Source organism: Devosia sp. 63-57 (assembly GCF_001899045.1).
In the GTDB taxonomy this organism is placed as follows: Bacteria; Pseudomonadota; Alphaproteobacteria; order Rhizobiales; family Devosiaceae; genus Devosia; species Devosia equisanguinis.
In genome coordinates, this window is the sequence record NZ_MKUY01000005.1 from 412,244 (window position 1) to 432,965 (window position 20,722).

A 20,722-nucleotide genomic window follows, 5' to 3' on the forward strand; every position below is an offset into this window, starting at 1 on the left:
GGTATTGCCCACACCTAGACCGCTCTCGCACGCGATGCGACCCGGATTTGACGGCGTTTTTTGCCGGCAACCGCTTAGCTGCGCTGGCGGGCCTGGCGCAGGGCGCGGCCAAAGGCGCGGGCGAAGCTGGATTTGTCATCATTGGCGAGAAAGCGGCCAAGCTCGATTTCTTCGCTGGGGAGCACCAGAAAAATGCCGGTGGTGCGTTCATTGTCGTCGCGCTCTAGGCGCAGGCGAACGAGCTTGGGGTCGAGGCGTTTCAGCGCCTTGCCGGCCTTGTCCTCGGACAGGATTTCGAGCTGATCCGGCCAAAGGGTGATCTGCTGGCTTTTGCGGGCCCGACGCGACTGGGACACGCTGAGCGCAGAGAGGCCGGCAATGGCCAGGCCATAGGCAACCAGACCCGGAACCAGAAAGTCCGGTATGGCGAACAGAAAGGGCGTGCCCACAATTCCGGCAATCACCAAAGCCACCCAACCGCCGGCGGCGCGCAGGGTCCGGTCCGGCCGCAACGTCGCGGCGAACAGGGGCATTGTGGTTGTGGCTTGCATCGGCATGGTTCTCTCGGGGAAATACTGGCAGAGATTCGCGGGCGAGAGAATGGTTCTGGTTAAAAAAGTGAAGAGAATGACCCGCGCCGAGGCGGAGGCGATCTTTGCCCGCTTTGCCGAGATCGAACCCGAACCCAAGGGCGAGCTCGATTATGTCAATGCCTTCACCCTTCTGGTGGCCGTTGTGCTGTCGGCACAGGCGACCGATGCCGGTGTCAACAAGGCCACCAGGCGCCTGTTCGAATTGGCCCCCTCGCCCGCTGCCATGGTGGCGCTGGGCGTTGAGGGCATCACCGAACACATCAAGACTATTGGCCTGTTCCGCGGCAAGGCCAAGAATGTCTATGCCTTGAGCCAGATGCTGATCGATCTGCACGGCGGCGAGGTCCCCAGTGATCGCGAGGCGCTCGAGGCCCTGCCCGGCGTCGGCCGCAAGACCGCCAATGTGGTGCTCAATAGCTGGTTCAAGCAGCCCACCATCGCGGTGGACACCCATTTGTTCCGTGTCGGCAATCGCACGGGGCTGGCACCGGGCAAGACGCCGCTCGAGGTGGAAAAGGCGCTGACCAAAATGGTGCCCGCGCGCTTCATGCTGCATGCCCATCACTGGCTGATCCTGCATGGCCGCTATATCTGCAAGGCCCGCAAGCCCGAATGCTGGCGCTGCCCGATCGTGCAATGGTGCCGTTTCGAACCGAAATCACCGCCGCCGAACAAGCCGCTGCCCAAGCATGTCTAGCTCCCATAACCCCGCGCCATCGCGGCGGCGAAGATCGGAATCAGCAGCAGCACACCAGCCTGCAGGTGCACGAAGCGGCGATTGGCCTTTATCTCCTCTACTGGCGGCGCGTAATCGGGCGCGGTCTCGGCTGCCTTGATCCAGCGGCGGATGGCCAGCGTCGGCGGAATGGTGAGCAGGGCCATGAGGAGAAAGGCAGCCATCTTGCCCCAGAAGGCGTGGTTGCCCCAGTAATAGCCGGGATCGGCGGCGCCGAAAAAGATGCGGAGCAGGCCCACGACAATGACGATGCCAGCGACCAGACCATAGGCGGCGTCGATCCGCGCCAACTGCCTGAGGCGGTCGCCGCCAAGACCGGGCCGGATCAGGGTGAATTCGGCAGCGAAGAGCCCAACCAGGGTAAAGACCGCCAGGTGGTGGGCAGAGGCCAGAAGCAGATCCATTTCAGCGCTCTCGATGTTGACAAGGCTTACATCATTTCGGCATATGTGAACAATGTCAACTTTATCCAATAGCCGCTACCATCACGGCAATCTGCGCCAGGCGCTGCTCGAAGCGGGGCTGGTGATCCTGGCCAGGGACGGCGAGGCCGGATTGGGCCTGCGCGATCTGGCACGGGCCGTAGGCGTGTCGCCGGCAGCGCCCTATCGGCATTTCGACAGCCGCGCGGCGCTGCTCGAGGCGCTGGCAGTGACCGGTTTTCAGCGGTTCACTGCCCGCATGGAGGCGGTGGCGGCGAGCAAGCCGGAAAATCCCCTCGCCGCCATGGGCAAGACTTATGTGGTCTTTGCGCTGCAGAACCCCAATCTCTTTCGCCTGATGTTTTCGCCCCAGCTCAAAAAGGCAGCCCAGCCAGGCCTTGCCATGGCGGCCGATGCGGCCTTCGATACGCTGCGGCGCGTGGTGAGCGACAGCTCCGCCGAAGGCCGGATCAAGGCGCTTTCGGCCTGGGCCAAAGTGCATGGCCTGGCCGTGCTGCTGCTCGACGGCCAGATCGCCATCCGCGCCGGCGAGGACACCGAAGCCCTGATCGCCGAGATTATTTCAAGCCTTTAGTTTGTGCTTGGCATGGCGTGATGGCACGCCGATTCCCACCCACCGCTCCGCCCTCTTGCTCGACCCGCGAGCCAATTTTCACGCATGCCCGCCCATCGTGCTCCTTGCCCCTGTCGCGACAAGCTCCCTCGCCGCCCGCGACGGACGCTGCGGCGTTGCCCTCATCGCCATCATGCTCTAAACCGGCCCACGGCCATTTTCACAACGCCGGAATGCTGCGCATGACCCAAACCCGCTTCGACGTGCTGACCATCGGCAATGCCATCGTCGACATCATTGCCCCGGTGGAGGCCGGTTTCATCGAGCGGGAGGGGATGCAGGAAGGGATCATGCACCTGATCGATACCGATCGGGCCGAGGATCTCTATGGCAAGATGCCGGCCAGCCGAAAGCAGATTTCGGGTGGCTCCGCCGCCAATACCGCGGCCGGCGTCGCCTCTCTTGGGGGCCGCGCAGCCTTTGTCGGCAAGGTCGCCGATGACCCGCTGGGCGATGTGTTCGCGGCCGATCTCACCGATATCGGGGTGTTTTACGGCACGTCGCGCCTCAAGAATGGCGCCCTCACCGCCCGCTCGATGATCTTCCTCAGCGCGGATGGCGAGCGCACCATGAACACCTATCTCGGCGCCTGCCACCAGTTGACCGAGGCCGACATTCATCCCGACGAGATCGGCGGGGCCGCCGTCACCTATATGGAAGGCTTTCTCTGGGACCCGGTGGAAGCCAAGAAGGCCTTCGTGCTCGCCGCCCATTACGCCCACAAGCATGAGCGCGCCGCCGCCTTTACCCTGTCCGATCCGTTCTGCGTCGATCGCTACCGGGCCGAATTCCTCGACCTCATCCGCTCCAAGACCATAGACTATGTCTTTGCCAATGTGCATGAGCTGAAGTCGCTCTACCAGACCGACGATCTCGGCGTCGCGGTGCGCGAAATCGCCAAGGATGCCGAAGTGGCCGCCATCACCATGGGCGCCGAAGGCGCAATGGCGGTGTTCAATGGCGAAATCATCTCCGTACCGGCCTTCCCGGTCGAGAAGGTGGTCGATGCCACCGGCGCCGGCGATCTCTTCGCTGCCGGTTTCCTTCTGGGCCTCGCCCGCGGCCAGACGATGGAGTCAGCCCTCAAGACCGGGTGCCTGGCCGCCTCCGAGGTGATCAGCCATATCGGCGCCCGCCCGCAGCTCGACCTTGCCGAATTGAGCCAGAAGCATGGGCTGGTGGGGTAACAGGGGCTGGCCCCAACTTGGCCTCCCTTGCGGGGCAGGGTTATCGCCTATGGGTTTGAGCGTGCTGCACACCCCCACCTAACCTCCCCCTGTAGAAGGGGGAGGAAGAGCAGGAGCCGAAACTTCACCGTCCCAACGTGCTCAAAGTGAACACTTCCTCTCGAGCGGAGAGAGAAGGAGCGGAGGCATACATGCCTCTCAATGGGCCTTTCGCCCTCAGGCGAGCCGCGTGCCCTTGCTGGCCATTTCCGCCAGAATTGCCCGCGCCGCTGCGGCGGGGTCTGCCGCTTCGATGATCGGCCGCGCCACCACCAGATGCGAGGCGCCGGCGGCGAGCGCCTGGGCCGGGGTCATGATCCGCTTCTGATCGCCGGCGGCACTGCCCGAAGGGCGGATGCCGGGGGTGACAATGGCCATTTTCGGCCCGACAATGGTGCGCACCATCTCGGCTTCGTGCGGGGAGGCCACGATGCCCCCAATGCCGCTGTCGCGCGCCTGCTGCCCCCGCAGCGCCACCAGCCCGGCGGCGTCGCGTGCATAACCGGCATCCCTGACGTCCTGATCGTCCATCGAGGTGAGCACGGTCACGCCCAGCACGGTCAGGGTCGAGCCCTCGGCGCCCCTGCGGGCCGCCTGCATCGCCTTGGGATAGGCATGGACGGTGAGCATGGCCGCGCCGGTTTCGGCGATGGCGGCGACACCCTTTTCGACCGTATTGTCGATATCGAGCAGTTTGAGGTCGAAAAACACCTTCTTGCCAGCGGCGATCAGCGCCTTGCCCAGAGACAATCCATCGGCGCCGTAAAAGCATTGATAGCCGATCTTGTAATATTCGACCGTGTCGCCCAGTGCGGCAACGATCTCCTCGGCGCGTGCGCGTGACGAAACGTCGAGGCCCACGATCAACTGGCCTGCCATGATAATTCTCCCCGCAATGTCGATTATGGCTTGGGCCTAGACCATTCTGCCCGTCGCGGCAAGCGCCGTCAGGCGAACCAGTTCAGGACGATCTCCTCCATGGGCGTCCAGTCGCTGAGCAGCTGTCCGGTTCTCCGATCGAAGACAAAGCCATTGCCGCCACCGGCAACCCCGATGCGGCTCTGGTCCTCCTCGCGCGATATGCGGCGATGGCCATAATGGCATTTGAGCAGCGTCCCGACAGCGCCATGACCGCAAAAGATCGCCGGCGTGCCCGGCGGGACGCTGGCCAGGGCGGTGTCCACGGTCTCGACGATCCGGGCCTGTGCATCCACGGCGCGCTCCCACCCTTCGGCACTTTCATGCGGCTGGGCGAAGAAGCGGTCGGCCATTTGCTCGAACAAGACCGGGGGCAAAAAGCCGGTGGCGCTGCGATCGTTCTCGCCCATCAGGTGATCGGCCAGAACCGGCGTGCCCGCAGCCGCGGCCACCAGTTCCGCCAGCTCCAGTGCCTTGGTCTCCCGGCTCGAGAAAATAAAAGCGCCCTTGGGGACGATATTGCGGGCGACAAAAACCTCGGCGCGCGCCCTGCCCTCGGCGGAGAGGCCCCAGAGCGGTACCGGCACGGCGGCATCCATGCGCACCTGCGGATGCGTCAAATAGAGCGCCCGCATGGCTTCATCCCCGGCTGAAATGGGTGAGTTCGTGCACGATCTGCTCGACCTTGCGGGTGATGGCCGGCTCGGTAGGATTGCCGTCGCTGTCGAGCGCTTCTTCTGCCGGGCCGATGCCCAGCAGCGTCGGCACCACCAGGGCTCCCAGCTTGGTGAGAGATTCGCGCAAATGGCTCAGCCCCCAGATGGTGCCATATTTGCCCGAACTCACCCCGCCAATGCCGAAAACGGCGTGGCGGAAGGGGCTGGGTTTCTGCCGCGACAGCCAGGCAATGGTGTTGACCGTGAGCGGAGTGACCCCGCCATTATATTCGGGCGAGGCGATGAAAACGATGTCGTGGCTGCGCCAGAGTTCGGCCAGCTGCGCCGCGGCTTTCGGGACATTGTCGGGCTCGAGGTCCTCGTTGAAAATCGGCATCGGGTAATCGCCGAGATTGATGGCGGTCACCGCGACGCCGGCTGCGGCCAGTTTTTCGCCGACATGGCGTTGCAATTTCTGGTTGTAGGAACCCTTGCGGATCGATCCGGACAGGGTAAGCGCCGTCTTCAATTGCATCTCCTTGTACGAGGCATGTCGAAAGTGGCGTGTCGCATTCGTCTAGGCAAGAGCATTGACCGAATGGGCGCAATGTCCAGACAGTTGCAATGACCCCAAGCGAAAGGAAGGCATCATGGCCTCCATGATCTTCATTAACCTGCCGATCCGCGATCTCGCTGCCTCAATGGCTTATTACAAGGCACTAGGCTTCGATCATAATCCGCAGTTTACCGACGAGACCGCAGCCTGCATTGTCATCAGCGACACCATTTTCGTGATGGTGCTGACCCATGACAAGTTCAAGCAGTTCTCCTCCACGCCCATCCCTGATCCGTTGACACACACCCAGGCGCTCTACGCCCTCTCCTGCGACAGCCGCGCGGCAGTGGACGCCATTGCCGAGGCCGGGATCAAGGCCGGTGGACGCGAAACGCGCGAGAAGCAGGACTATGGCTTCATGTATTCCCGCGCCATCGCCGATATCGATGGCCATGTGTGGGAATATGTCTGGATGGACATGAGCCAGATGCCGTCCGAGTAATTCCATAGGCTTGTCGCCTCCCGTCCGGGCCGCTGATGCGCTCCGGACAGGAGGCGGCTATTTGAGCCGCAGCCAGCGGCGGACCATGCGCTTCAGCCGCTCGCGGCGATACTGGTAGTAATATTGGTTGGTCATCAGGTGACGATAGGTGCGCTTGAAGGCGACCCGCGACCAGGCCAGCCATGGCTTAGCGTCGGCCGAATAATGCAGGATCAGCGGGTTGAACGCTTCATGCGCCGGTTCGGGATTCTGCAGGTTCCAGCGCGGCGCCAGCTCGAGAATGCGGCCGCGGAAGCAGTAATTGATGATGTCCTGATCGTAATAGAACATCGCCAACTCGTCTGGCGTGAGCGTCGAGGTCAGCATGCCGGCAAAATCCATGGCCCGGTATTGGGTCAGATCGATCAGCATCACCCCGGCATTGAAATAGGGCTCGGCCATCGAAAAGGTGCTGCGGCTGCGCAGATCCGTGCCGGTGATGCAGTGCAGCCGGTCCGGTTGCAGCACCGCGGCGATGGCGTGGCCCTCCATGTCCATGGTGAACAGCGGGTCAAGCGCGCTGCGCACGAAGATGTCGCAATCAAGGAACAGTACGCGGTCGATCTCGGGGGCGAGCAATTCCCCCAGAAACAGCCGTGCATAGACGATGGGGTTGAGCCGGCGGGCGCGGATGCGGGGGAAATGCGCAATGCGGTCGCGCAGCACCCCCGAATGCTCGAGATCGATAAAGACCAGGCGCGCACCATAATCCCGGCCGATGGTTTCGAGCGCGGCGCGATGCTCTGGCGTCAGCGCCATATGCAGGAGGTGAAAGCGCAGGCGTTCGGGGTGTCTGGTCGAGATACAGACCGAGCGCATGGTGGCATAGGCCGGCGCCCAGAAATTATCGTCGAAGGTCAGCGCGATCTCGATGGTGCCGGCGAATGGCGCCCACGCCTCTTGCCCCGCCGGATCGACGGGCAGCGGTCCAGGCTCGCGCGGGCTCACGCTTCGAACATCTTTTTCAGCTTGTCGAAGAAGCCGCCCGAAGTGGGGCTCGTCTCTTCGGTTTCGAGCCGGGCGAATTCTTCGAGGAGCTCACGCTGCCGGCGGCTGAGATTTTGCGGGGTCTCGATGTCGAGCTGGACATAAAGGTCGCCCACATCCTTGCTGCGCAATACCGGCATGCCCTTGCCCTTGAGGCGGACGCGCTGGCCGGGCTGGGTGCCGGTGGGCACCTTCACCTTGGCGCGGGCATTGTCGAGCGTGGGCACTTCGAATTCACCACCCAGCGCCGCCGTGGTCATGGAGATGGGCACGCGCGCATAAAGGTCGGCGCCGTCGCGCTGGAACAATTGGTGCGGCTTGATGGAAATGAAGATGTAGAGATCGCCCGGCGGTCCGCCGCGCACGCCGGCCTCGCCCTCATTGGCAAGGCGAATGCGGGTGCCGTCCTCGATGCCCTTGGGAATATCGACGCTGAGCTTGCGGTTCTGCTGGCGCCGGCCCTGGCCACCGCAATCGGTGCAAGGCTGGTCCATCATCACGCCGCGGCCCTGGCAGACCGGGCAGGTCCGCTCGATAGTGAAAAAGCCCTGCGCCGCGCGAACCTTGCCATGGCCATTGCACTGCCGGCAGGTATGGGTGCCGGTGCCGGGCTTGGCGCCCGTCCCCTCGCAGGTGTCGCAACCGACCAGGGTCGGCACGTCGATCTCGACGGTGCGGCCGTCAAAGCTCTCTTCGAGGCTGATTTCGAGATTATAACGCAGGTCTGAGCCGCGCAGCTTGGCGGCGCCGCCGCCACCGCCACGGCGGCCACCACCGCCCATGAAGTCGCCAAAGATGTCCTCGAAAATGTCGGACATGGAGGAGGCAAATTCGGGACCGAAGCCGGCCGGACCGCGACCACCGCCATTTTCGAACGCCGCATGGCCGAACCGGTCATAGGCGGCGCGCTTCTGCGGGTCCTTGAGCGTGTCATAGGCCTCGCTGATTTCCTTGAACTTGGCTTCGGCCTCGTCATTGCCCGGATTGCGATCCGGATGGAATTGCATGGCGAGCTTGCGATAAGCGCTCTTGAGGGCACCGTCATCGGCGCCCTTCTGGCAGCCGAGAACCTCGTAGAAGTCGCGTTTGGCCAAGAGTTTCTCCTTGCTCCGCCCATGAGGGGTCGGAGCGCAACCGGCAAATATGATAAGCGCTCGAAATCGGGGAGCGCAGGAACCTGACGCCTAGATGGCGATGCTGCCCCGCCAGTGCAAGGGCGGAAACGCGGGGTTCCCGGCGGAGCGGTCCGCTCTTATCAAGCTTATGCTGGCCTTTCAACCAAGGCCCACCCGCATATCGGGGATGATTCGGGGGCGTCTGGCGCCCTAAAGTGCCGGTCGGTCCGCGGGAGGCGCGCATGGAAGAGCTCAAGTTCGGTTTTTGGCTGTCGCTGCTGATGCTGCCCTTTGGCGGGGCCGGCACGTCCCCCCAAACATCGACCAACACTGCCCCGCCGGTCAGCACGTCCTATCTGCATTTTGCCCTCGAAAATGCCGATACCGAGCAGGTGACCTATGCCGTCGAAGAGGGTTACGCCGCGGCCGGCGTCTCCCGCAACGACACCCTGACCTGGCAGTTCCAACCCTATGACGGCATCGTCAACTGGTACAATCAGCATAGCCAGGTCATCAATCTCTCCGCATTGCCCGGCGATGACGAGGTCGCGCCCTATTGGGACAACTGGTCAAAAACCCTCACGGCGGGCAATTGGGACTGGCGGGCTTTTTTCGCCGATGACGCCGAAGCCCGCACCATGGCGCGCTTCAACCAATTCGTGCTGGCGGCGCATGAATATGGCCACGCTCTCACCTATCGCTACGATCCCGAGCACGAAGCGCGCGAGGGCAATGAGGTCAATTGCCGGGAACTGCCCGCCGATCGGCTGGCTGCGGGGTTGCTGGAAGAAATGGCCGGCGTCGATCCGCTCATCGCCGGATATCGCCAGCGCTATGCCGAACTGGTCGCCGCCATCAATGCCGCCATTGCCCAGGATATCCGCTACGCTGTCATCGACTATGCCCGCCTCGATGCCGATTGCCATCTCATGCATGTCGCCCAGCCCGACGAGACCACGATGGCGCCCTATGCCTCGGCCTATTTCGCCCGCTGGCAGGCGCTGCTCGAGACCGATCTTCCGCCATTGGCCCAGCTCTACGAGACCTACCTTTATGCCCCTTTGCGGGCCCGGCTGTCGCAGAGTTCGGATGAGGCGAGCTGGGTCACGACCGTGGACTGGATCGACGACGATATCGCCGGCAATTTCGAGCACGGCGCGATCACCGGCTGGCGCCTGCCGGCCTTCGCGCCCGATGGCAGGCTCTATGTGATGAGCTATGCCGTGACGCCCGGGGATGGCGATGTCGGGCTTTTCGTTTCCTATGGTCCGGCCGGGAGCAAGAAAAAGACCGTGATCGATAGCGCAGCCCTTGGCGCGCGCGTCGCCGATCCGCAATTCTTCGACCTCACCGCCTTCCTGCCGCTGGGGCCCGACCGGTTTCTGGCCGCCTCATCCGATCTCTGGGGCGACGAGGCCTCGGTGGTGGTTCTTGACGTTGAGCGCGGCCCTGAGGGCTGGACCCACCGCATGGCCCAACCCCTGCCTGGGGTGGTGCCTTCAGAAACCCGTCTGAGAATGGATGCCGATGGCGTCGTGCGGCTCGACATCTACCAGTTCGGCCACGGCGATGCGCCCGCGCGCTGGCTGAGCTATCGGCTCGATGCCGATCGGCTGGAGACCGGCGCGATGACCGATCTGCCCGACAGCCCCTATGTCAGGTTCAGCGACCTGCCCGATGGTGCGGGCCTACTGATCGACCAGCAGAACCCCTCTGTGCTGCTCGAGCGCGACGGCCCTGCCCTGCGCATCGCCGGCAATGGCTTGCAGGGCTACAAGGAACTCGGCGATCCGCTTGAGATCGAATTTATCTCACCCAGCGCCGCCATCGGCATGGACGGTCGGATTCGCGTCCTCGATTATGAACCCTATCTCGAGCAATATGTCGTGCGCGAGATCGAGATCGAGCGCTAGGGATTCACGTGAAACGTTGAGGCGCAGCGCAAGCAGCTCTCTTCACCATCGTCACCACCCGGCTTGACCGGGTGGTCCAACACTCCCTCAGCTACCCAGCAGCCAATCTGAAACGTCAGCCCATTCCGGGTTGGCTGTCTCGATCAAGTCCACCTTCCATCTCCTTGGCCATTTCTTGATAGCCTTCTCGCGCTTGATGGCATCAGTCACCAAATCATGCTGCTCAATCCAGACTAGCGTCTTCACGCCGTAGCGCGACGTGAACCCTGGCGTGAGTTCATGCTGATGTTCGAACCAGCGACGCGATGGGTTGGAGGTCACGCCTGTGTACAGCGTGCCGTTCTTTTGCGAAGCGAGAATGTAGACGTAACCCTTCATGCGTCGAGGATGCTGAGAAATGGACCACCCGGTCAAGCCGGGTGGTGACGATGTTTCCGGGCCTCGATTTAGCCCCACCGTCATTGCCCGGCTTGACCGGGCAATCCATCTGCTCTCATCCTCATGCCATGAGGGGATATGTCTACATTCTCGCGTCCCAGAAGAACGGCACGCTCTATACGGCGTAACGTCCCACCCTTCGCGTCGCTGGTTCGAACACCAGCATGAACTGACACCCGGCTTCACCTCAAAGTATGGCGTTAAAAGGCTCGTCTGGATTGAGCAGCACGACCTTGTGGTTGCTGCAATCAAGCGCGAGAAAGCGATCAAGAAGTGGCCCCGGAAGTGGAAAGTAGAGCTTATCGCGACGGCAAATCCTGAATGGGAAGACGTCTCTCATTGGCTTCTGGACCGTTGAACCGCAAGATGGATTGCCCGGTCAAGCCGGGCAATGACGACGTTGAAATGGACCGAGATTTTCTCACCATCGTCACCACCCGGCTCGACCGGGTGGTCCATCTGCTTTCGTCCTCAGTCGGGTGAGGGGGGCCTTGAATAGGCCCCCGAAAACAAAAGCCCCGGTGTCTCCACCGGGGCTTTGTCGTTCATCGCAGGGCGTTTATGCCGACTTCTTGTCGTCGCCGTCCTTGACCTCTTCGAAGTCGGCGTCGACGACGTCGTCGTCGTCGTCATCGTCGGCGGTACCATTGGCCTTGGCTTCGGCTTCCGCCTGGCTGGCCTTGTACATGGCTTCACCCAGCTTCATCGAGGCTTCGGCCAGAGCCGAGGTCTTTTCCTTGATCGCTTCGGCATCGTCGCCGTCCAGCACACCCTTGAGATCGGTGATGGCGGTTTCGATCGCGGTCTTGTCCTCGGCCGAAACCTTGTCGCCATAATCCTTGAGCGACTTTTCGGTCGAGTGGATCAGGCTTTCGCCCTGGTTCTTGGCTTCCACCGCTTCGCGCTTGCGCTTGTCGGATTCGGCATTGGCTTCGGCGTCCTTGACCATCTTTTCGATGTCGGCGTCAGAAAGACCACCCGAGGCCTGGATGCGGATCTGCTGTTCCTTGCCGGTGCCCTTGTCCTTGGCCGAGACGTTGACGATGCCGTTGGCGTCGATGTCGAAAGTGACTTCGATCTGCGGCACGCCACGCGGTGCGGGCGGAATACCGGCGAGATCGAAATTGCCGAGCAGCTTGTTATCAGCCGCCATTTCGCGCTCACCCTGGAAGACCCGGATGGTCACGGCCGACTGATTGTCTTCAGCGGTCGAGAAGGTCTGGCTCTTCTTGGTCGGGATGGTGGTGTTGCGGTCGATCAGGCGCGTGAACACGCCACCCAGCGTTTCGATGCCGAGCGACAGCGGGGTCACGTCGAGCAGCAGCACGTCCTTGACGTCGCCCTGCAGCACGCCGCCCTGGATGGCAGCGCCAAGCGCCACGACTTCGTCCGGGTTGACGCCCTTATGGGGTTCCTTGCCGAACAGCTGCTTGACCGCTTCCTGCACCTTGGGCATGCGGCTCATGCCGCCCACCAGCACCACTTCGTCGATCTGCGCGGCCGAGACACCGGCATCCTTCATGGCCTGCTTGCAGGGCTCGATGGTGCGCTGGATCAGATCGTCCACCAGGCTTTCGAGCTTGGAGCGGGTGAGCTTGAGCGTCAGATGCTTCGGGCCCGACGCGTCAGCGGTGATGAAGGGCAGGTTGATTTCGGTCTGCGTCGCGCTCGACAGTTCGATCTTGGCCTTTTCGGCAGCTTCCTTGAGGCGCTGCAAAGCAAGCTTGTCGGAACGGAGGTCGATGCCCTGCTCCTTCTTGAACTCGTCGGCCAGGTAGTCGACCAGGCGCATGTCGAAGTCTTCGCCACCGAGGAAGGTGTCGCCATTGGTCGACTTCACCTCGAAGACGCCATCGCCGATCTCGAGGATGGACACGTCGAAGGTGCCGCCGCCAAGGTCATAGACCGCGATGGTGCCCGAATTCTTCTTGTCGAGGCCATAGGCCAGAGCAGCGGCCGTCGGCTCGTTGATGATGCGCAGCACTTCAAGGCCGGCAATCTTGCCCGCGTCCTTGGTGGCCTGGCGCTGGCTGTCGTTGAAATAGGCCGGAACGGTAATGACGGCCTGCGTGACGGTCTCGCCGAGATAGCTCTCTGCGGTTTCCTTCATCTTCTGCAGGATCATGGCCGAGACCTGCGACGGCGAATACTTGTCGCCCGAGGCTTCGACCCAGGCGTCGCCATTGTCGGCCTTGACGATCTTGAACGGGACCAGGTCCTTGTCCTTGGCCACGACCTTATCGTCATAGCGGCGGCCGATCAGGCGCTTGACCGCGAACAGGGTATTTTCCGGATTGGTCACGGCCTGACGCTTGGCGGGCTGGCCGACCAGGCGTTCGCCATCCTTGCTGAAGGCGACCATGGAGGGCGTGGTGCGTGCGCCTTCCGCATTTTCGATAACTTTGGGATTGCTGCCGTCCATCACGGCGACGCAGCTATTGGTCGTACCGAGGTCGATACCGATAACTTTTGCCATTACTCTAGCCTCTCTTTCAGCGAACCCGATGCAAGGCCCCTTGCAGCAGCCTTGTAACCCTCGCGGGTCGGGTCCCTCGTAGGTGAACTTGCGCCCATTGCTGGGCCTCGGGGGGTATATAGGGGGGTGGCCTCAGGGCTTCAAGCGCGCAACCGAGGAGATTTTCCGTCGCATAAGGGGATGGCCACCCGGCAAGGGCCGGGCAGCCGGGGCTAATCAGTCGGTGATGGTGTAGCTGTTGAGGCTGCAGATATCGATGGCGGGCTCGATCAGCTCTGCGCCATTGTCCATGACGAACTTGAAGTCGTAGAGGCACTGGTCCGAACCATCGCCGATGGTGGCGGTGGCCTGGTAGCCGGATTCGAGAATCCCGGTATCGCCGAGCAGGTCCCCGCCCCAGCTGTTTTCATTGCTGGGCGTGGTGAAGAAGTAATGCAGGTCGTAGGAGCTGTCATTGATGATGGTGAATTCTACAGTCTGCGCCACGGCAGGCAGGCTGGCTGCAGCGAGCGCCAGGGCGGCAAGGCCACCCAGCAGATAGGTTTTCATGAAAGGTCATCCCCAAGCCGGACGCAAAGGCGTCCGAACGCCGATTATCTGCCAGTTCGGACGATTTTCGCCAAGGGGTGCCGAGCGGACTTTAGACGAAATAGCTGGAGCTGCTGGCGCCAATTGGCCATTTCACCGCGGCGACGATTTGCTCTAGAAGCGGGACCATGATCACCCAAGGCACGGTGCTGCTGCACGACAATCGCGATCCGGCGGGACAGAGCCTGCTGTTCACCGCGCCGCGCGAGGTGCTGGTGGCCCATGACGCCGCCTCGGCCCAGGCAGCGCTGGCCCGTTTGCGCTCGGCCGCTGAAGAGGGTCTGTGGGCCGCCGGCTATTTCGCCTATGAGCTCGGCTTCCTGTTCGAGGAGCGTTTGCTTCACTTGCTGCCCGAGCGCAGCGAGACACCGCTATTGTGGTTCGGGCTCTACGACGCCCCAACTACGCCCGATATCGAGGCCCTGCTCGCCGCCGCGCCCGATGGCATGGTACGCGGGGTAAAACTGCGGCGCGATTTCGTGGACTATGAGCGGGCATTTGCGCAGGTGCATCGCTATATCGCCGCCGGGGATTGCTACCAGGTCAACCTAACGCTCAAGGCCGATTTTACCCTTGAGGGCGATGCCCTCGGCCTGTATCGGCGCCTGGTCGAGAGCCAGCCGGTGGCCTATGGCGCCTATATACATGCCGGAGATCACGTGGTGCTGTCGCGGTCGCCGGAGCTCTTCGTCGCCGACGCGGGTCGCCAACTCACCACCCGCCCGATGAAAGGCACGCTCAAACGCAGTCCGCGCGCGGCCGAGGATGAGAAGGGTCGCGCCGAGCTGGCGGCCGACCCCAAGAACCGGGCCGAAAACCTGATGATCGTCGATCTGCTGCGCAATGATCTGGGCCGCATTGCCGAAATCGGCAGTGTGCGGGTCACCGACCTTTTCACCGTCGAGACCTATCGGAGCCTGCACACCATGACCTCGGGCATTACCGCCCGGCGGCGGGCCGATATCGATATGGTGGCGGTGATCGAAAATCTCTTCCCCTGCGGCTCCATTACCGGCGCGCCCAAACTGCGCGCCATGGAGATCATCCACGAGGTCGAGGCCGGCCCGCGCGGGCTCTATACCGGCTCCATCGGCTATATGGCGCCCGATGGTGATTTCGCCTTCAATGTCGCCATCCGTACAGTCCTCATCGGTACTGATGGTCGGGGAGAAATCGGCATTGGCGGCGGCATCGTCGCCGATTCGGTCGCCGAGGACGAATATCGCGAGGCGGTGTTGAAGATGCAGTTCCTCTCCGATCCGGCGCCGCCGGTGACCCTGATCGAAACCCTCAAATGGACCCCAGAAGGCGGCTATGACCTGCTCGAGCGCCATCTCGACCGGCTGATGCAGTCGGCGCACTATTTCGCGCTGCCTGCTGACCGGGAGGCGGCGGCCCAATACCTCATCGTGGCCACGAAGGGCTGGGAAAAACCGATGCGGGTGCGGCTGACTTTGTCGGCCACAGGGCTTGACCTCACCGCCGTGCCACTGCCGCCGAGCCCGGCGCTTTTCCGCTTCGCCATTGCTAGCGAAAGCATGGATTCGGCCTCGGTCTGGCTGGCCCACAAGACCACCAATCGCGCCTTCTATGATGCGCCGCGCCAGGCCGCTTACGACGCCCACGGGCTCGATGAACTGGTGTTCCAGAACGAGCGCGGCGAGCTGACCGAGGGCTCGTTCACCACGCTGTTTGTCGCGCGCGGCGGCATGCTGCTGACCCCGCCGCTGACGGCGGGCCTCTTGCCGGGAACGCTGCGCGCCGAGCTCATCGCCCGGGGCAAGGCAGAAGAGCGCGTGCTCACCCTTGCCGACCTCGCAGCAGCCGAGGCAATCTATCTCGGCAATTCCGTACGAGGCCTGATCCCGGCACAATGGATCGACCTGCCCCATCCAGCCAAGGAGCCCAGCGCATGAGCATCACCATTGATCCCGAAGACGTGCTGGTGGTGGTCGATGTGCAATATGATTTCCTGCCCGGTGGCAGCCTGGCCGTCGCCGATGGCGATGCCATCGTGCCGCTGATCAACACGCTGGCCGCAAAATTCCGCAATGTGGTGCTGACTCAGGACTGGCACCCCGCCGACCATATCTCCTTCGCCAGCCAACATCCCGGCAAGGCGCCATTCGAGACGGTCGAGCTCGACTATGGCCCCCAGGTGCTGTGGCCCGACCATTGCGTCTGGAACAGCCATGGCGCCGAGATCAGCGGTGATCTCGACATTCCCCATGCCCAGCTGATCCTTCGCAAGGGCTATAACCGGGCCATCGATAGCTATTCCGGTTTTCAGGAAGCCGACCGCGAAACCCTGACCGGCCTTGCCGGCTATCTCAATGAGCGCGATGTCGGCCGGCTGTTCATTGTTGGCCTCGCCACCGATTTCTGCGTCGCCTGGACCGCTCTCGACGGCGTCGCCGGCGGCTTTGACGTCCTGGTCATCGAAGACGCAACCAGAGCTATCGATTCCAACGGTTCGCTGGCCAAAGCTTGGGCGGATATGGAAGAGGCGGGTGTGCAACGCATCCAGAGCCGGGAAATATTGGGGTAGTTGGTTCACCGTCCCAAGCCTATATTTGGGTCAGCAGGAGAATGTGATGCCACATATTTCGGTGAAGGAAGCCATTCGTCGCGCCAAGGATTTCGTTCACGAGACCTTTGACGAAGAGGACATTGCAAATGTTGGTTTGGAAGAGGTGAAGTTCGACGACCAAGTCGGCAATTGGGAAATCACTATTGGATTTTCCCGGCCTTGGGATAGCGAAACCAGCATAGTCCCGAGTCTGTCACGCCAACATCGGCGAGCCTTCAAGATCGTTACAATTGACGGAACGACCGGCGAACCAAAGGCAATAATGCAAAGAGAGATAGCGGCCTGATGGCCCGAAAGCCGGTTATCCTCGACACCAATCTCTTGCTTTTGCTGGTGGTTGGCGAGACCGACAAGGCAATGGTCGATCGGCACAGGCGCTTGCAGATTTACACCCTGGATGACTTTGTCTGGGTGAGGCAGCAAGTAAACGCGTCAGCCGGACTGATCCTCTGCCCAAATATCATAACCGAGACCTCTAACCTGATCAGATACAGTTCCAATCGGGACGCGGCATCTATAGCTGAGGTCTTCAAACTCGTGGTTGGACAGTTTCACGAGACCTATATCCCCTCGACGTCGGCGGTTCAACGTCAAGAGCACGGTCGGCTTGGCGTCACAGACTCGGTCCTGCTTATCCTCGCGAACAGCATGGCCCAGTTGATAACGGACGATCTTGATCTGGCCCTCGCTGCAGATCGTGCAGGTGCGGATGTGATCAACTACAACCACATCCGCGACAATCGCTAGGCGCTCTTGTCGACGCCGTCGCCTTCGGGGGCAGGGGCCGGGGCCGGCTGGGCGGTGCCGCCCTTGGCAACGCCGACCATGGCGGGACGCAGCACGCGGTCGCCGATGGCAAAGCCTTCCTGGACCACCTGCACAACCGTGCCTTCGGGCACATTGGGATTGGGCACTTCGAACATGGCCTGGTGTTTGTGCGGATCGAACTTCTGGCCGGCGGCCTCGATCTGCTTGACGCCATGTTTGGCCAGGAGGCGCTGGGTCTCGCGCTCGGCCAGCTCGATGCCTTCGATCAGGCTCTTGAGCGTGCCTTCGGCGGTTTCGCGCACCTCGTTGGGAATGACCATCAGCGCCCGGCTCAAGGCGTCGGTGGCGCTCAGCATGTCGCGGGCAAAGCCGGCAATGGCATAGGAGCGGGTGTCGGCCACGTCGCGCTCGGTACGTTTGCGCAGGTTTTCCATCTCGGCGATGCTGCGCAGCACGCGATCCCTAAGCTCGCTATTTTCGGCCCGCAGTGCCTCGACAGGATCCACTTCGGGTGTGTCGGCCACCGGGATTTCGTTTTCCGGCGTTTCGCCTTGGGCGGCGTTCTCGTCGCTCATGTCGTCTCCATCCGCAGGGATTAAGGGTGTTGACCAGCCATATCGGCCAATGGCGACACTATTTCAAGCCTTGGGTCTGCACGCTCAGCGCTTGCGCGACATCATCGCTGAAATCACATGGGCGGTATAATCGACCACCGGGACGATGCGGGCATAGTTGAGCCGCGTCGGACCGATCACGCCGAGGACGCCCACCACCTTGTCATTGGCGTCCTTATAGGGGCTGAGAATCACCGAGGAGCCGGAAAGCGAGAACAGCTTGTTCTCCGAGCCGATGAAGATGCGCACGCCCTGGGCGCGCTCGGCATCGCCCAAGAGTTCGAGCAGCCCGTCCTTGCTTTCCAGCTCGTCGAACAATTGCCGCATCCGCGCGAGCTCGTCGCTGGCCATGGTGTCGTTGATGAGATTGGCGCGTCCCCGCACGATGACGGTGGGCGCCACATTGCCCTTCTGCTCGACCAGGGTGGCGATCCCCGCATCCACCAGCTTCTGCGTCAATTCGTCGAGTTCGGCGCGTTGCTCGGCGCGCCGTTCTCCCAAAACCTTGCGCGCTTCGGTGAGGGTCCGTCCGACGACATAATTGGCGAGATAATTGCTCGCCTGCTGCAGGGCGCTGGCGGTGAAGCCCGGTGGCAGCTCCATGATGCGGTTTTCCACCTGGCCGTCTTCGCCGACCAGTACCGCCATGGCGCGGCTGGCATCGAGCCGCACGAAATCGATGTGGCGCAGCACCATGTCGGCCTTGCTGGCAATCACCACCCCGGCGCCATGGCTGAGACCGGACAAGAGCGCGCTGGCCTCGGTCAGCAGGTCCTCGACCTGCCCGCGGCTGGCCGGGCCCTCCATCTGCCGGGCGATCTGGCTGCGCTCGCTTTCGTCCACCGCACCCACTTCGAGCATCGAATCAACGAAAAAGCGCAGGCCCTGCTGGGTGGGAGCGCGGCCGGCCGAGGTGTGCGGCGCCGCGATCAGCCCCAGATCTTCGAGATCGGCCATCACATTGCGCACCGAGGCCGGCGACAATTCCACCTGCAGCATGCGCGAGAGATCGCGCGAGCCCACCGGCATGCCGGTGTCGAGATAGCGCTCCACCAGCCGCCGGAAAATGTCCTGGCTGCGGCTGTTGAGGGCGGAAAGGAAATCTTCGGCCGGCCTGTTCATGGTGTTTGGATAAAATCGTCCACTTTAACCCTGCCCTCTCATTTAGGGCCTTCCTCCCCAGCCGCCAAGCGCCCGGTGCTTGTGAGCGGGGACGAGGAGGGTTAAGAGGCGGTTAATAGCAATTTTGCATGGAATGATGATGCGGCCTTCCGGACGTGACCCGAGCCAGATGCGGGCAGTGACCCTCGAACGCAATGTGGCCATGAAGGCCGAAGGCTCCTGCCTTGTCGCCTTCGGCAATACCAAGGTCCTGTGCACGGCATCGGTCGAAACCAGCGTACCGGGCTGGCTGCGCGGCAAGGGCAAGGGCTGGGTCACCGCCGAATATGGCATGCTGCCCCGCGCCACCGGCAGCCGCACCCGCCGCGAGGCTACGGCCGGCAAGCAGTCCGGCCGCACCCAGGAAATCCAGCGCCTGATCGGCCGCTCGCTGCGTGCCGTGGTCGATCTCGAAGCCCTTGGCGAAGTCCAGATTACCCTGGACTGCGACGTGCTCGAAGCCGATGGCGGCACGCGCACCGCCTCGATCACCGGCGCCTATGTGGCTTTGGCCGACGCGATTCGGTGGATGGAAGAGCGCAAGCTGACCAAGGGCCCGGCCCTGACGGATTCGGTCGCCGCCATTTCCTGCGGCATCTATCGCGGCACACCGGTGCTCGACCTCGACTATCTCGAAGACGTGGAAGCGGAAACCGACGCCAATTTCGTCATGACCGGCTCGGGCAAATTCGTCGAAATCCAGGGCACCGCCGAAGGCGCGCCCTTCGATCGCGATGAATTGAACGCCCTGATGGCGCTGGCCGAACAGGGCATCGGCGAGCTTTCGGAAATGCAGAAGGCGGCTCTGGGCGGATGATGTTCTGGAACAAAACTCCCTCATCCGGCGCTGTGGGCCACCTTCTCCCCAAGCGGGAGAAGAATGGTTCAGCGCGCGCCTCTTATTCCTCTCCCTCTCGGGGGGAGGGTGCCCGAAGGGCGGGTGAGGGGGATTTCACCGAACACGATTGCCCGATCTGGAACGATATCCAGCGCGCCCTCGATGGAGCCAGCAAATGAGCCTACCCCGTCTGCGCGCCGGTAATCGCCTCGTCATCGCCACCCACAATGCCGGCAAGCTCACCGAATTCCGCGAGCTGTTCGCCCCGTTCGGGCTCGATCTGGTTTCCGCCGGCGAACTGGGCCTGCCCGAGCCGGACGAAACCGGCACCACCTTTGCCGAAAATGCCCGCACCAAGGCCCATGCCGCCGCCAAGGGCGCCAATATGCTGGCGCTCAGCGACGATAGCGGCCTCTGCGTCGATGCGCTCAATGGCGAGCCCGGCGTCTATACCGCCGACTGGGCGGGCGTGCCGCGCGATTTTGGCCATGCCATGAAGCGCGTCGAGGATGCGCTGCAGGCGGCAGGGGCCAATTCACCTGGCCAGCGCCGCGCCTCATTCAATGCCACGCTCTGCCTCGCCCATCCCGATGGACGGGACGTGCTCTATGTCGGCAAATGCGACGGCACCCTGGTCTGGCCGCCGCGCGGCGCGATGGGCCATGGCTATGATCCCATGTTCATGCCCGATGGCTATGACATCACCTTCGGCGAAATGGCCGCCGAAACCAAGCATTCCTGGTCGCCCGGGCAAACCGGCCTCAGCCACCGCGCCCGGGCTTTTGCTCAGTTCGTCGAAAACCAGATCGATCATGGGTGATTTGGGGATGATTGCAGCGCTGGAGGCTCTTTCGCCTCCCTCCCCCTTGAGGGGAGGGACCGAGGGTGGGGGTCCATCAGTGAACCACTGCACCACCCCCCACCCCAACCCTCCCCCTCAAGGGGGGAGGGA

Annotated in this window: 24 protein-coding genes and 1 pseudogene; 13 read left to right on the forward strand and 12 right to left on the reverse strand. The window is 62.6% G+C overall.

Features of this window, described 5'->3' with window-relative positions; all coding sequences use genetic code 11:
* Positions 1–74: 74 nt before the first annotated feature.
* Positions 75–557 (reverse strand): DUF2244 domain-containing protein, encoded by a 483-nt coding sequence (locus tag BGO80_RS10330; protein WP_126150104.1) that lies wholly within the window; start codon positions 555–557, stop codon positions 75–77.
* A 43-nt stretch (positions 558–600) separates the two neighbouring features.
* Here BGO80_RS10330 and nth point away from each other — a divergent pair, with 43 nt between their 5' ends.
* Positions 601–1,290, forward strand: a complete 690-nt coding sequence (gene nth, locus BGO80_RS10335) for an endonuclease III (RefSeq protein ID WP_286721338.1) — start codon at positions 601–603, stop codon at positions 1,288–1,290.
* On the opposite strand, the gene BGO80_RS10340 is transcribed toward nth, so the two are convergent.
* A complete protein-coding gene (locus tag BGO80_RS10340; RefSeq protein ID WP_286721340.1) occupies positions 1,287–1,733 on the reverse strand; it encodes a DUF2214 family protein in 447 nt (148 codons plus the stop codon). The genes nth and BGO80_RS10340 overlap by 4 nt on opposite strands.
* A gap of 52 nt (positions 1,734–1,785) precedes the next feature.
* On the opposite strand from BGO80_RS10340, the gene BGO80_RS10345 reads away from it, so the two are divergent.
* On the forward strand, positions 1,786–2,346 hold the full coding sequence (locus tag BGO80_RS10345; protein ID WP_286721342.1) for a TetR/AcrR family transcriptional regulator: 561 nt from the start codon (positions 1,786–1,788) through the stop codon (positions 2,344–2,346).
* 221 nt (positions 2,347–2,567) lie between these two features.
* Positions 2,568–3,572: an adenosine kinase gene (locus BGO80_RS10350; protein WP_286721344.1), complete on the forward strand. Its 1,005-nt coding sequence runs from the start codon at positions 2,568–2,570 to the stop codon at positions 3,570–3,572.
* A gap of 216 nt (positions 3,573–3,788) precedes the next feature.
* Here BGO80_RS10350 and pyrF read toward each other — a convergent pair whose 3' ends face one another.
* The 3 genes from pyrF to BGO80_RS10365 all read right to left on the reverse strand — a co-directional run bounded on the left by pyrF (position 3,789) and on the right by BGO80_RS10365 (position 5,714).
* Complete coding sequence (pyrF, locus tag BGO80_RS10355) at positions 3,789–4,490, reverse strand: orotidine-5'-phosphate decarboxylase (protein WP_286721345.1); 702 nt, start codon at positions 4,488–4,490, stop codon at positions 3,789–3,791.
* 68 nt (positions 4,491–4,558) lie between these two features.
* A complete protein-coding gene (locus BGO80_RS10360) occupies positions 4,559–5,164 on the reverse strand; it encodes a histidine phosphatase family protein (RefSeq protein ID WP_286721346.1) in 606 nt (201 codons plus the stop codon).
* A gap of 4 nt (positions 5,165–5,168) precedes the next feature.
* On the reverse strand, positions 5,169–5,714 hold the full coding sequence (locus BGO80_RS10365; RefSeq protein ID WP_286721347.1) for an NADPH-dependent FMN reductase: 546 nt from the start codon (positions 5,712–5,714) through the stop codon (positions 5,169–5,171).
* 121 nt (positions 5,715–5,835) lie between these two features.
* On the opposite strand from BGO80_RS10365, the gene BGO80_RS10370 reads away from it, so the two are divergent.
* Complete coding sequence (locus tag BGO80_RS10370; RefSeq protein WP_126150112.1) at positions 5,836–6,243, forward strand: VOC family protein; 408 nt, start codon at positions 5,836–5,838, stop codon at positions 6,241–6,243.
* A 57-nt stretch (positions 6,244–6,300) separates the two neighbouring features.
* Here BGO80_RS10370 and BGO80_RS10375 read toward each other — a convergent pair whose 3' ends face one another.
* Both BGO80_RS10375 and dnaJ read right to left on the reverse strand, forming a co-directional pair.
* A complete protein-coding gene (locus BGO80_RS10375; protein ID WP_286721348.1) occupies positions 6,301–7,230 on the reverse strand; it encodes a glycosyltransferase family 8 protein in 930 nt (309 codons plus the stop codon).
* Complete coding sequence (gene dnaJ, locus BGO80_RS10380) at positions 7,227–8,363, reverse strand: molecular chaperone DnaJ (RefSeq protein WP_126150114.1); 1,137 nt, start codon at positions 8,361–8,363, stop codon at positions 7,227–7,229. The genes BGO80_RS10375 and dnaJ overlap by 4 nt, the downstream gene beginning before the upstream one ends.
* A gap of 263 nt (positions 8,364–8,626) precedes the next feature.
* Here dnaJ and BGO80_RS10385 point away from each other — a divergent pair, with 263 nt between their 5' ends.
* Positions 8,627–10,297, forward strand: a complete 1,671-nt coding sequence (locus BGO80_RS10385; RefSeq protein ID WP_286721349.1) for a hypothetical protein — start codon at positions 8,627–8,629, stop codon at positions 10,295–10,297.
* Between the two features lie 87 nt (positions 10,298–10,384).
* On the opposite strand, the gene BGO80_RS10390 is transcribed toward BGO80_RS10385, so the two are convergent.
* Entirely contained in the window at positions 10,385–10,675 is a 291-nt protein-coding gene (locus BGO80_RS10390) for a GIY-YIG nuclease family protein (RefSeq protein ID WP_286721351.1), read from the reverse strand.
* A 128-nt stretch (positions 10,676–10,803) separates the two neighbouring features.
* On the opposite strand from BGO80_RS10390, the pseudogene BGO80_RS10395 reads away from it, so the two are divergent.
* Both BGO80_RS10395 and BGO80_RS10400 read left to right on the forward strand, forming a co-directional pair.
* Positions 10,804–11,093 (forward strand): annotated as a pseudogene (locus BGO80_RS10395) (GIY-YIG nuclease family protein).
* Positions 11,057–11,218: a hypothetical protein gene (locus tag BGO80_RS10400; protein WP_286723102.1), complete on the forward strand. Its 162-nt coding sequence runs from the start codon at positions 11,057–11,059 to the stop codon at positions 11,216–11,218. Before BGO80_RS10395 ends, BGO80_RS10400 begins: the two are co-directional and overlap by 37 nt.
* Positions 11,219–11,294: 76 nt before the next feature.
* Here the strand turns inward: BGO80_RS10400 and dnaK are convergent, their stop codons facing one another.
* The gene (dnaK, locus tag BGO80_RS10405; protein WP_286721353.1) at positions 11,295–13,211 is read right to left on the reverse strand and encodes a molecular chaperone DnaK; all 1,917 of its coding nucleotides are present in this window, start codon (positions 13,209–13,211) and stop codon (positions 11,295–11,297) included.
* A gap of 216 nt (positions 13,212–13,427) precedes the next feature.
* Positions 13,428–13,760: a hypothetical protein gene (locus BGO80_RS10410; RefSeq protein ID WP_286721355.1), complete on the reverse strand. Its 333-nt coding sequence runs from the start codon at positions 13,758–13,760 to the stop codon at positions 13,428–13,430.
* Between the two features lie 167 nt (positions 13,761–13,927).
* Between BGO80_RS10410 and BGO80_RS10415 the strand changes: the two genes are divergently transcribed.
* Genes BGO80_RS10415 through BGO80_RS10430 form a run of 4 tightly spaced genes read left to right on the forward strand, consistent with a single transcriptional unit; the run spans position 13,928 to position 17,136 of the window.
* Positions 13,928–15,715: an aminodeoxychorismate synthase component I gene (locus BGO80_RS10415; RefSeq protein ID WP_286721356.1), complete on the forward strand. Its 1,788-nt coding sequence runs from the start codon at positions 13,928–13,930 to the stop codon at positions 15,713–15,715.
* A complete protein-coding gene (gene pncA / locus BGO80_RS10420) occupies positions 15,712–16,347 on the forward strand; it encodes a bifunctional nicotinamidase/pyrazinamidase (protein WP_286721357.1) in 636 nt (211 codons plus the stop codon). The genes BGO80_RS10415 and pncA overlap by 4 nt, the downstream gene beginning before the upstream one ends.
* A gap of 46 nt (positions 16,348–16,393) precedes the next feature.
* Positions 16,394–16,675 carry a hypothetical protein gene (locus BGO80_RS10425; RefSeq protein ID WP_286721359.1) on the forward strand — a complete coding sequence of 94 codons (282 nt, stop codon included), beginning with the start codon at positions 16,394–16,396 and terminating at the stop codon, positions 16,673–16,675.
* Positions 16,675–17,136, forward strand: a complete 462-nt coding sequence (locus BGO80_RS10430; RefSeq protein WP_286721360.1) for a PIN domain-containing protein — start codon at positions 16,675–16,677, stop codon at positions 17,134–17,136. The genes BGO80_RS10425 and BGO80_RS10430 overlap by 1 nt, the downstream gene beginning before the upstream one ends.
* On the opposite strand, the gene grpE is transcribed toward BGO80_RS10430, so the two are convergent.
* Together grpE and hrcA are read right to left on the reverse strand one after the other, a co-directional pair.
* Complete coding sequence (grpE, locus tag BGO80_RS10435; RefSeq protein ID WP_286721361.1) at positions 17,133–17,732, reverse strand: nucleotide exchange factor GrpE; 600 nt, start codon at positions 17,730–17,732, stop codon at positions 17,133–17,135. The two genes, BGO80_RS10430 and grpE, sit on opposite strands and share 4 nt — an antisense overlap.
* An 84-nt stretch (positions 17,733–17,816) precedes the next feature.
* The gene (gene hrcA / locus BGO80_RS10440) at positions 17,817–18,893 is read right to left on the reverse strand and encodes a heat-inducible transcriptional repressor HrcA (protein ID WP_286721362.1); all 1,077 of its coding nucleotides are present in this window, start codon (positions 18,891–18,893) and stop codon (positions 17,817–17,819) included.
* A 139-nt stretch (positions 18,894–19,032) separates the two neighbouring features.
* Here hrcA and rph point away from each other — a divergent pair, with 139 nt between their 5' ends.
* Together rph and BGO80_RS10450 are read left to right on the forward strand one after the other, a co-directional pair.
* Positions 19,033–19,749: a ribonuclease PH gene (rph, locus tag BGO80_RS10445; RefSeq protein WP_126150124.1), complete on the forward strand. Its 717-nt coding sequence runs from the start codon at positions 19,033–19,035 to the stop codon at positions 19,747–19,749.
* 196 nt (positions 19,750–19,945) lie between these two features.
* Complete coding sequence (locus tag BGO80_RS10450; protein ID WP_286721363.1) at positions 19,946–20,590, forward strand: non-canonical purine NTP pyrophosphatase; 645 nt, start codon at positions 19,946–19,948, stop codon at positions 20,588–20,590.
* The last annotated feature ends 132 nt before the right edge of the window (positions 20,591–20,722 follow it).

Excerpts from the sequence above, each read along its gene's own strand:
- BGO80_RS10345 (WP_286721342.1), top strand. The coding sequence starts at position 1,786 with ATGTCAACTTTATCCAATAGCCGCTACCATCACGGCAATCTGCGCCAG.
- BGO80_RS10430 (WP_286721360.1), top strand. The coding sequence starts at position 16,675 with ATGGCCCGAAAGCCGGTTATCCTCGACACCAATCTCTTGCTTTTGCTG.
- BGO80_RS10425 (WP_286721359.1), top strand. The coding sequence starts at position 16,394 with ATGCCACATATTTCGGTGAAGGAAGCCATTCGTCGCGCCAAGGATTTC.
- dnaK (WP_286721353.1), bottom strand. The coding sequence starts at position 13,211 with ATGGCAAAAGTTATCGGTATCGACCTCGGTACGACCAATAGCTGCGTC.
- pncA (WP_286721357.1), top strand. The coding sequence starts at position 15,712 with ATGAGCATCACCATTGATCCCGAAGACGTGCTGGTGGTGGTCGATGTG.
- BGO80_RS10410 (WP_286721355.1), bottom strand. The coding sequence starts at position 13,760 with ATGAAAACCTATCTGCTGGGTGGCCTTGCCGCCCTGGCGCTCGCTGCA.
- BGO80_RS10340 (WP_286721340.1), bottom strand. The coding sequence starts at position 1,733 with ATGGATCTGCTTCTGGCCTCTGCCCACCACCTGGCGGTCTTTACCCTG.
- BGO80_RS10400 (WP_286723102.1), top strand. The coding sequence starts at position 11,057 with ATGGGAAGACGTCTCTCATTGGCTTCTGGACCGTTGAACCGCAAGATG.
- grpE (WP_286721361.1), bottom strand. The coding sequence starts at position 17,732 with ATGAGCGACGAGAACGCCGCCCAAGGCGAAACGCCGGAAAACGAAATC.
- BGO80_RS10350 (WP_286721344.1), top strand. The coding sequence starts at position 2,568 with ATGACCCAAACCCGCTTCGACGTGCTGACCATCGGCAATGCCATCGTC.
- hrcA (WP_286721362.1), bottom strand. The coding sequence starts at position 18,893 with ATGAACAGGCCGGCCGAAGATTTCCTTTCCGCCCTCAACAGCCGCAGC.
- nth (WP_286721338.1), top strand. The coding sequence starts at position 601 with ATGGTTCTGGTTAAAAAAGTGAAGAGAATGACCCGCGCCGAGGCGGAG.
- rph (WP_126150124.1), top strand. The coding sequence starts at position 19,033 with ATGCGGCCTTCCGGACGTGACCCGAGCCAGATGCGGGCAGTGACCCTC.
- BGO80_RS10390 (WP_286721351.1), bottom strand. The coding sequence starts at position 10,675 with ATGAAGGGTTACGTCTACATTCTCGCTTCGCAAAAGAACGGCACGCTG.
- BGO80_RS10415 (WP_286721356.1), top strand. The coding sequence starts at position 13,928 with ATGATCACCCAAGGCACGGTGCTGCTGCACGACAATCGCGATCCGGCG.
- BGO80_RS10385 (WP_286721349.1), top strand. The coding sequence starts at position 8,627 with ATGGAAGAGCTCAAGTTCGGTTTTTGGCTGTCGCTGCTGATGCTGCCC.
- BGO80_RS10360 (WP_286721346.1), bottom strand. The coding sequence starts at position 5,164 with ATGCGGGCGCTCTATTTGACGCATCCGCAGGTGCGCATGGATGCCGCC.
- BGO80_RS10330 (WP_126150104.1), bottom strand. The coding sequence starts at position 557 with ATGCCGATGCAAGCCACAACCACAATGCCCCTGTTCGCCGCGACGTTG.
- BGO80_RS10370 (WP_126150112.1), top strand. The coding sequence starts at position 5,836 with ATGGCCTCCATGATCTTCATTAACCTGCCGATCCGCGATCTCGCTGCC.
- BGO80_RS10450 (WP_286721363.1), top strand. The coding sequence starts at position 19,946 with ATGAGCCTACCCCGTCTGCGCGCCGGTAATCGCCTCGTCATCGCCACC.
- pyrF (WP_286721345.1), bottom strand. The coding sequence starts at position 4,490 with ATGGCAGGCCAGTTGATCGTGGGCCTCGACGTTTCGTCACGCGCACGC.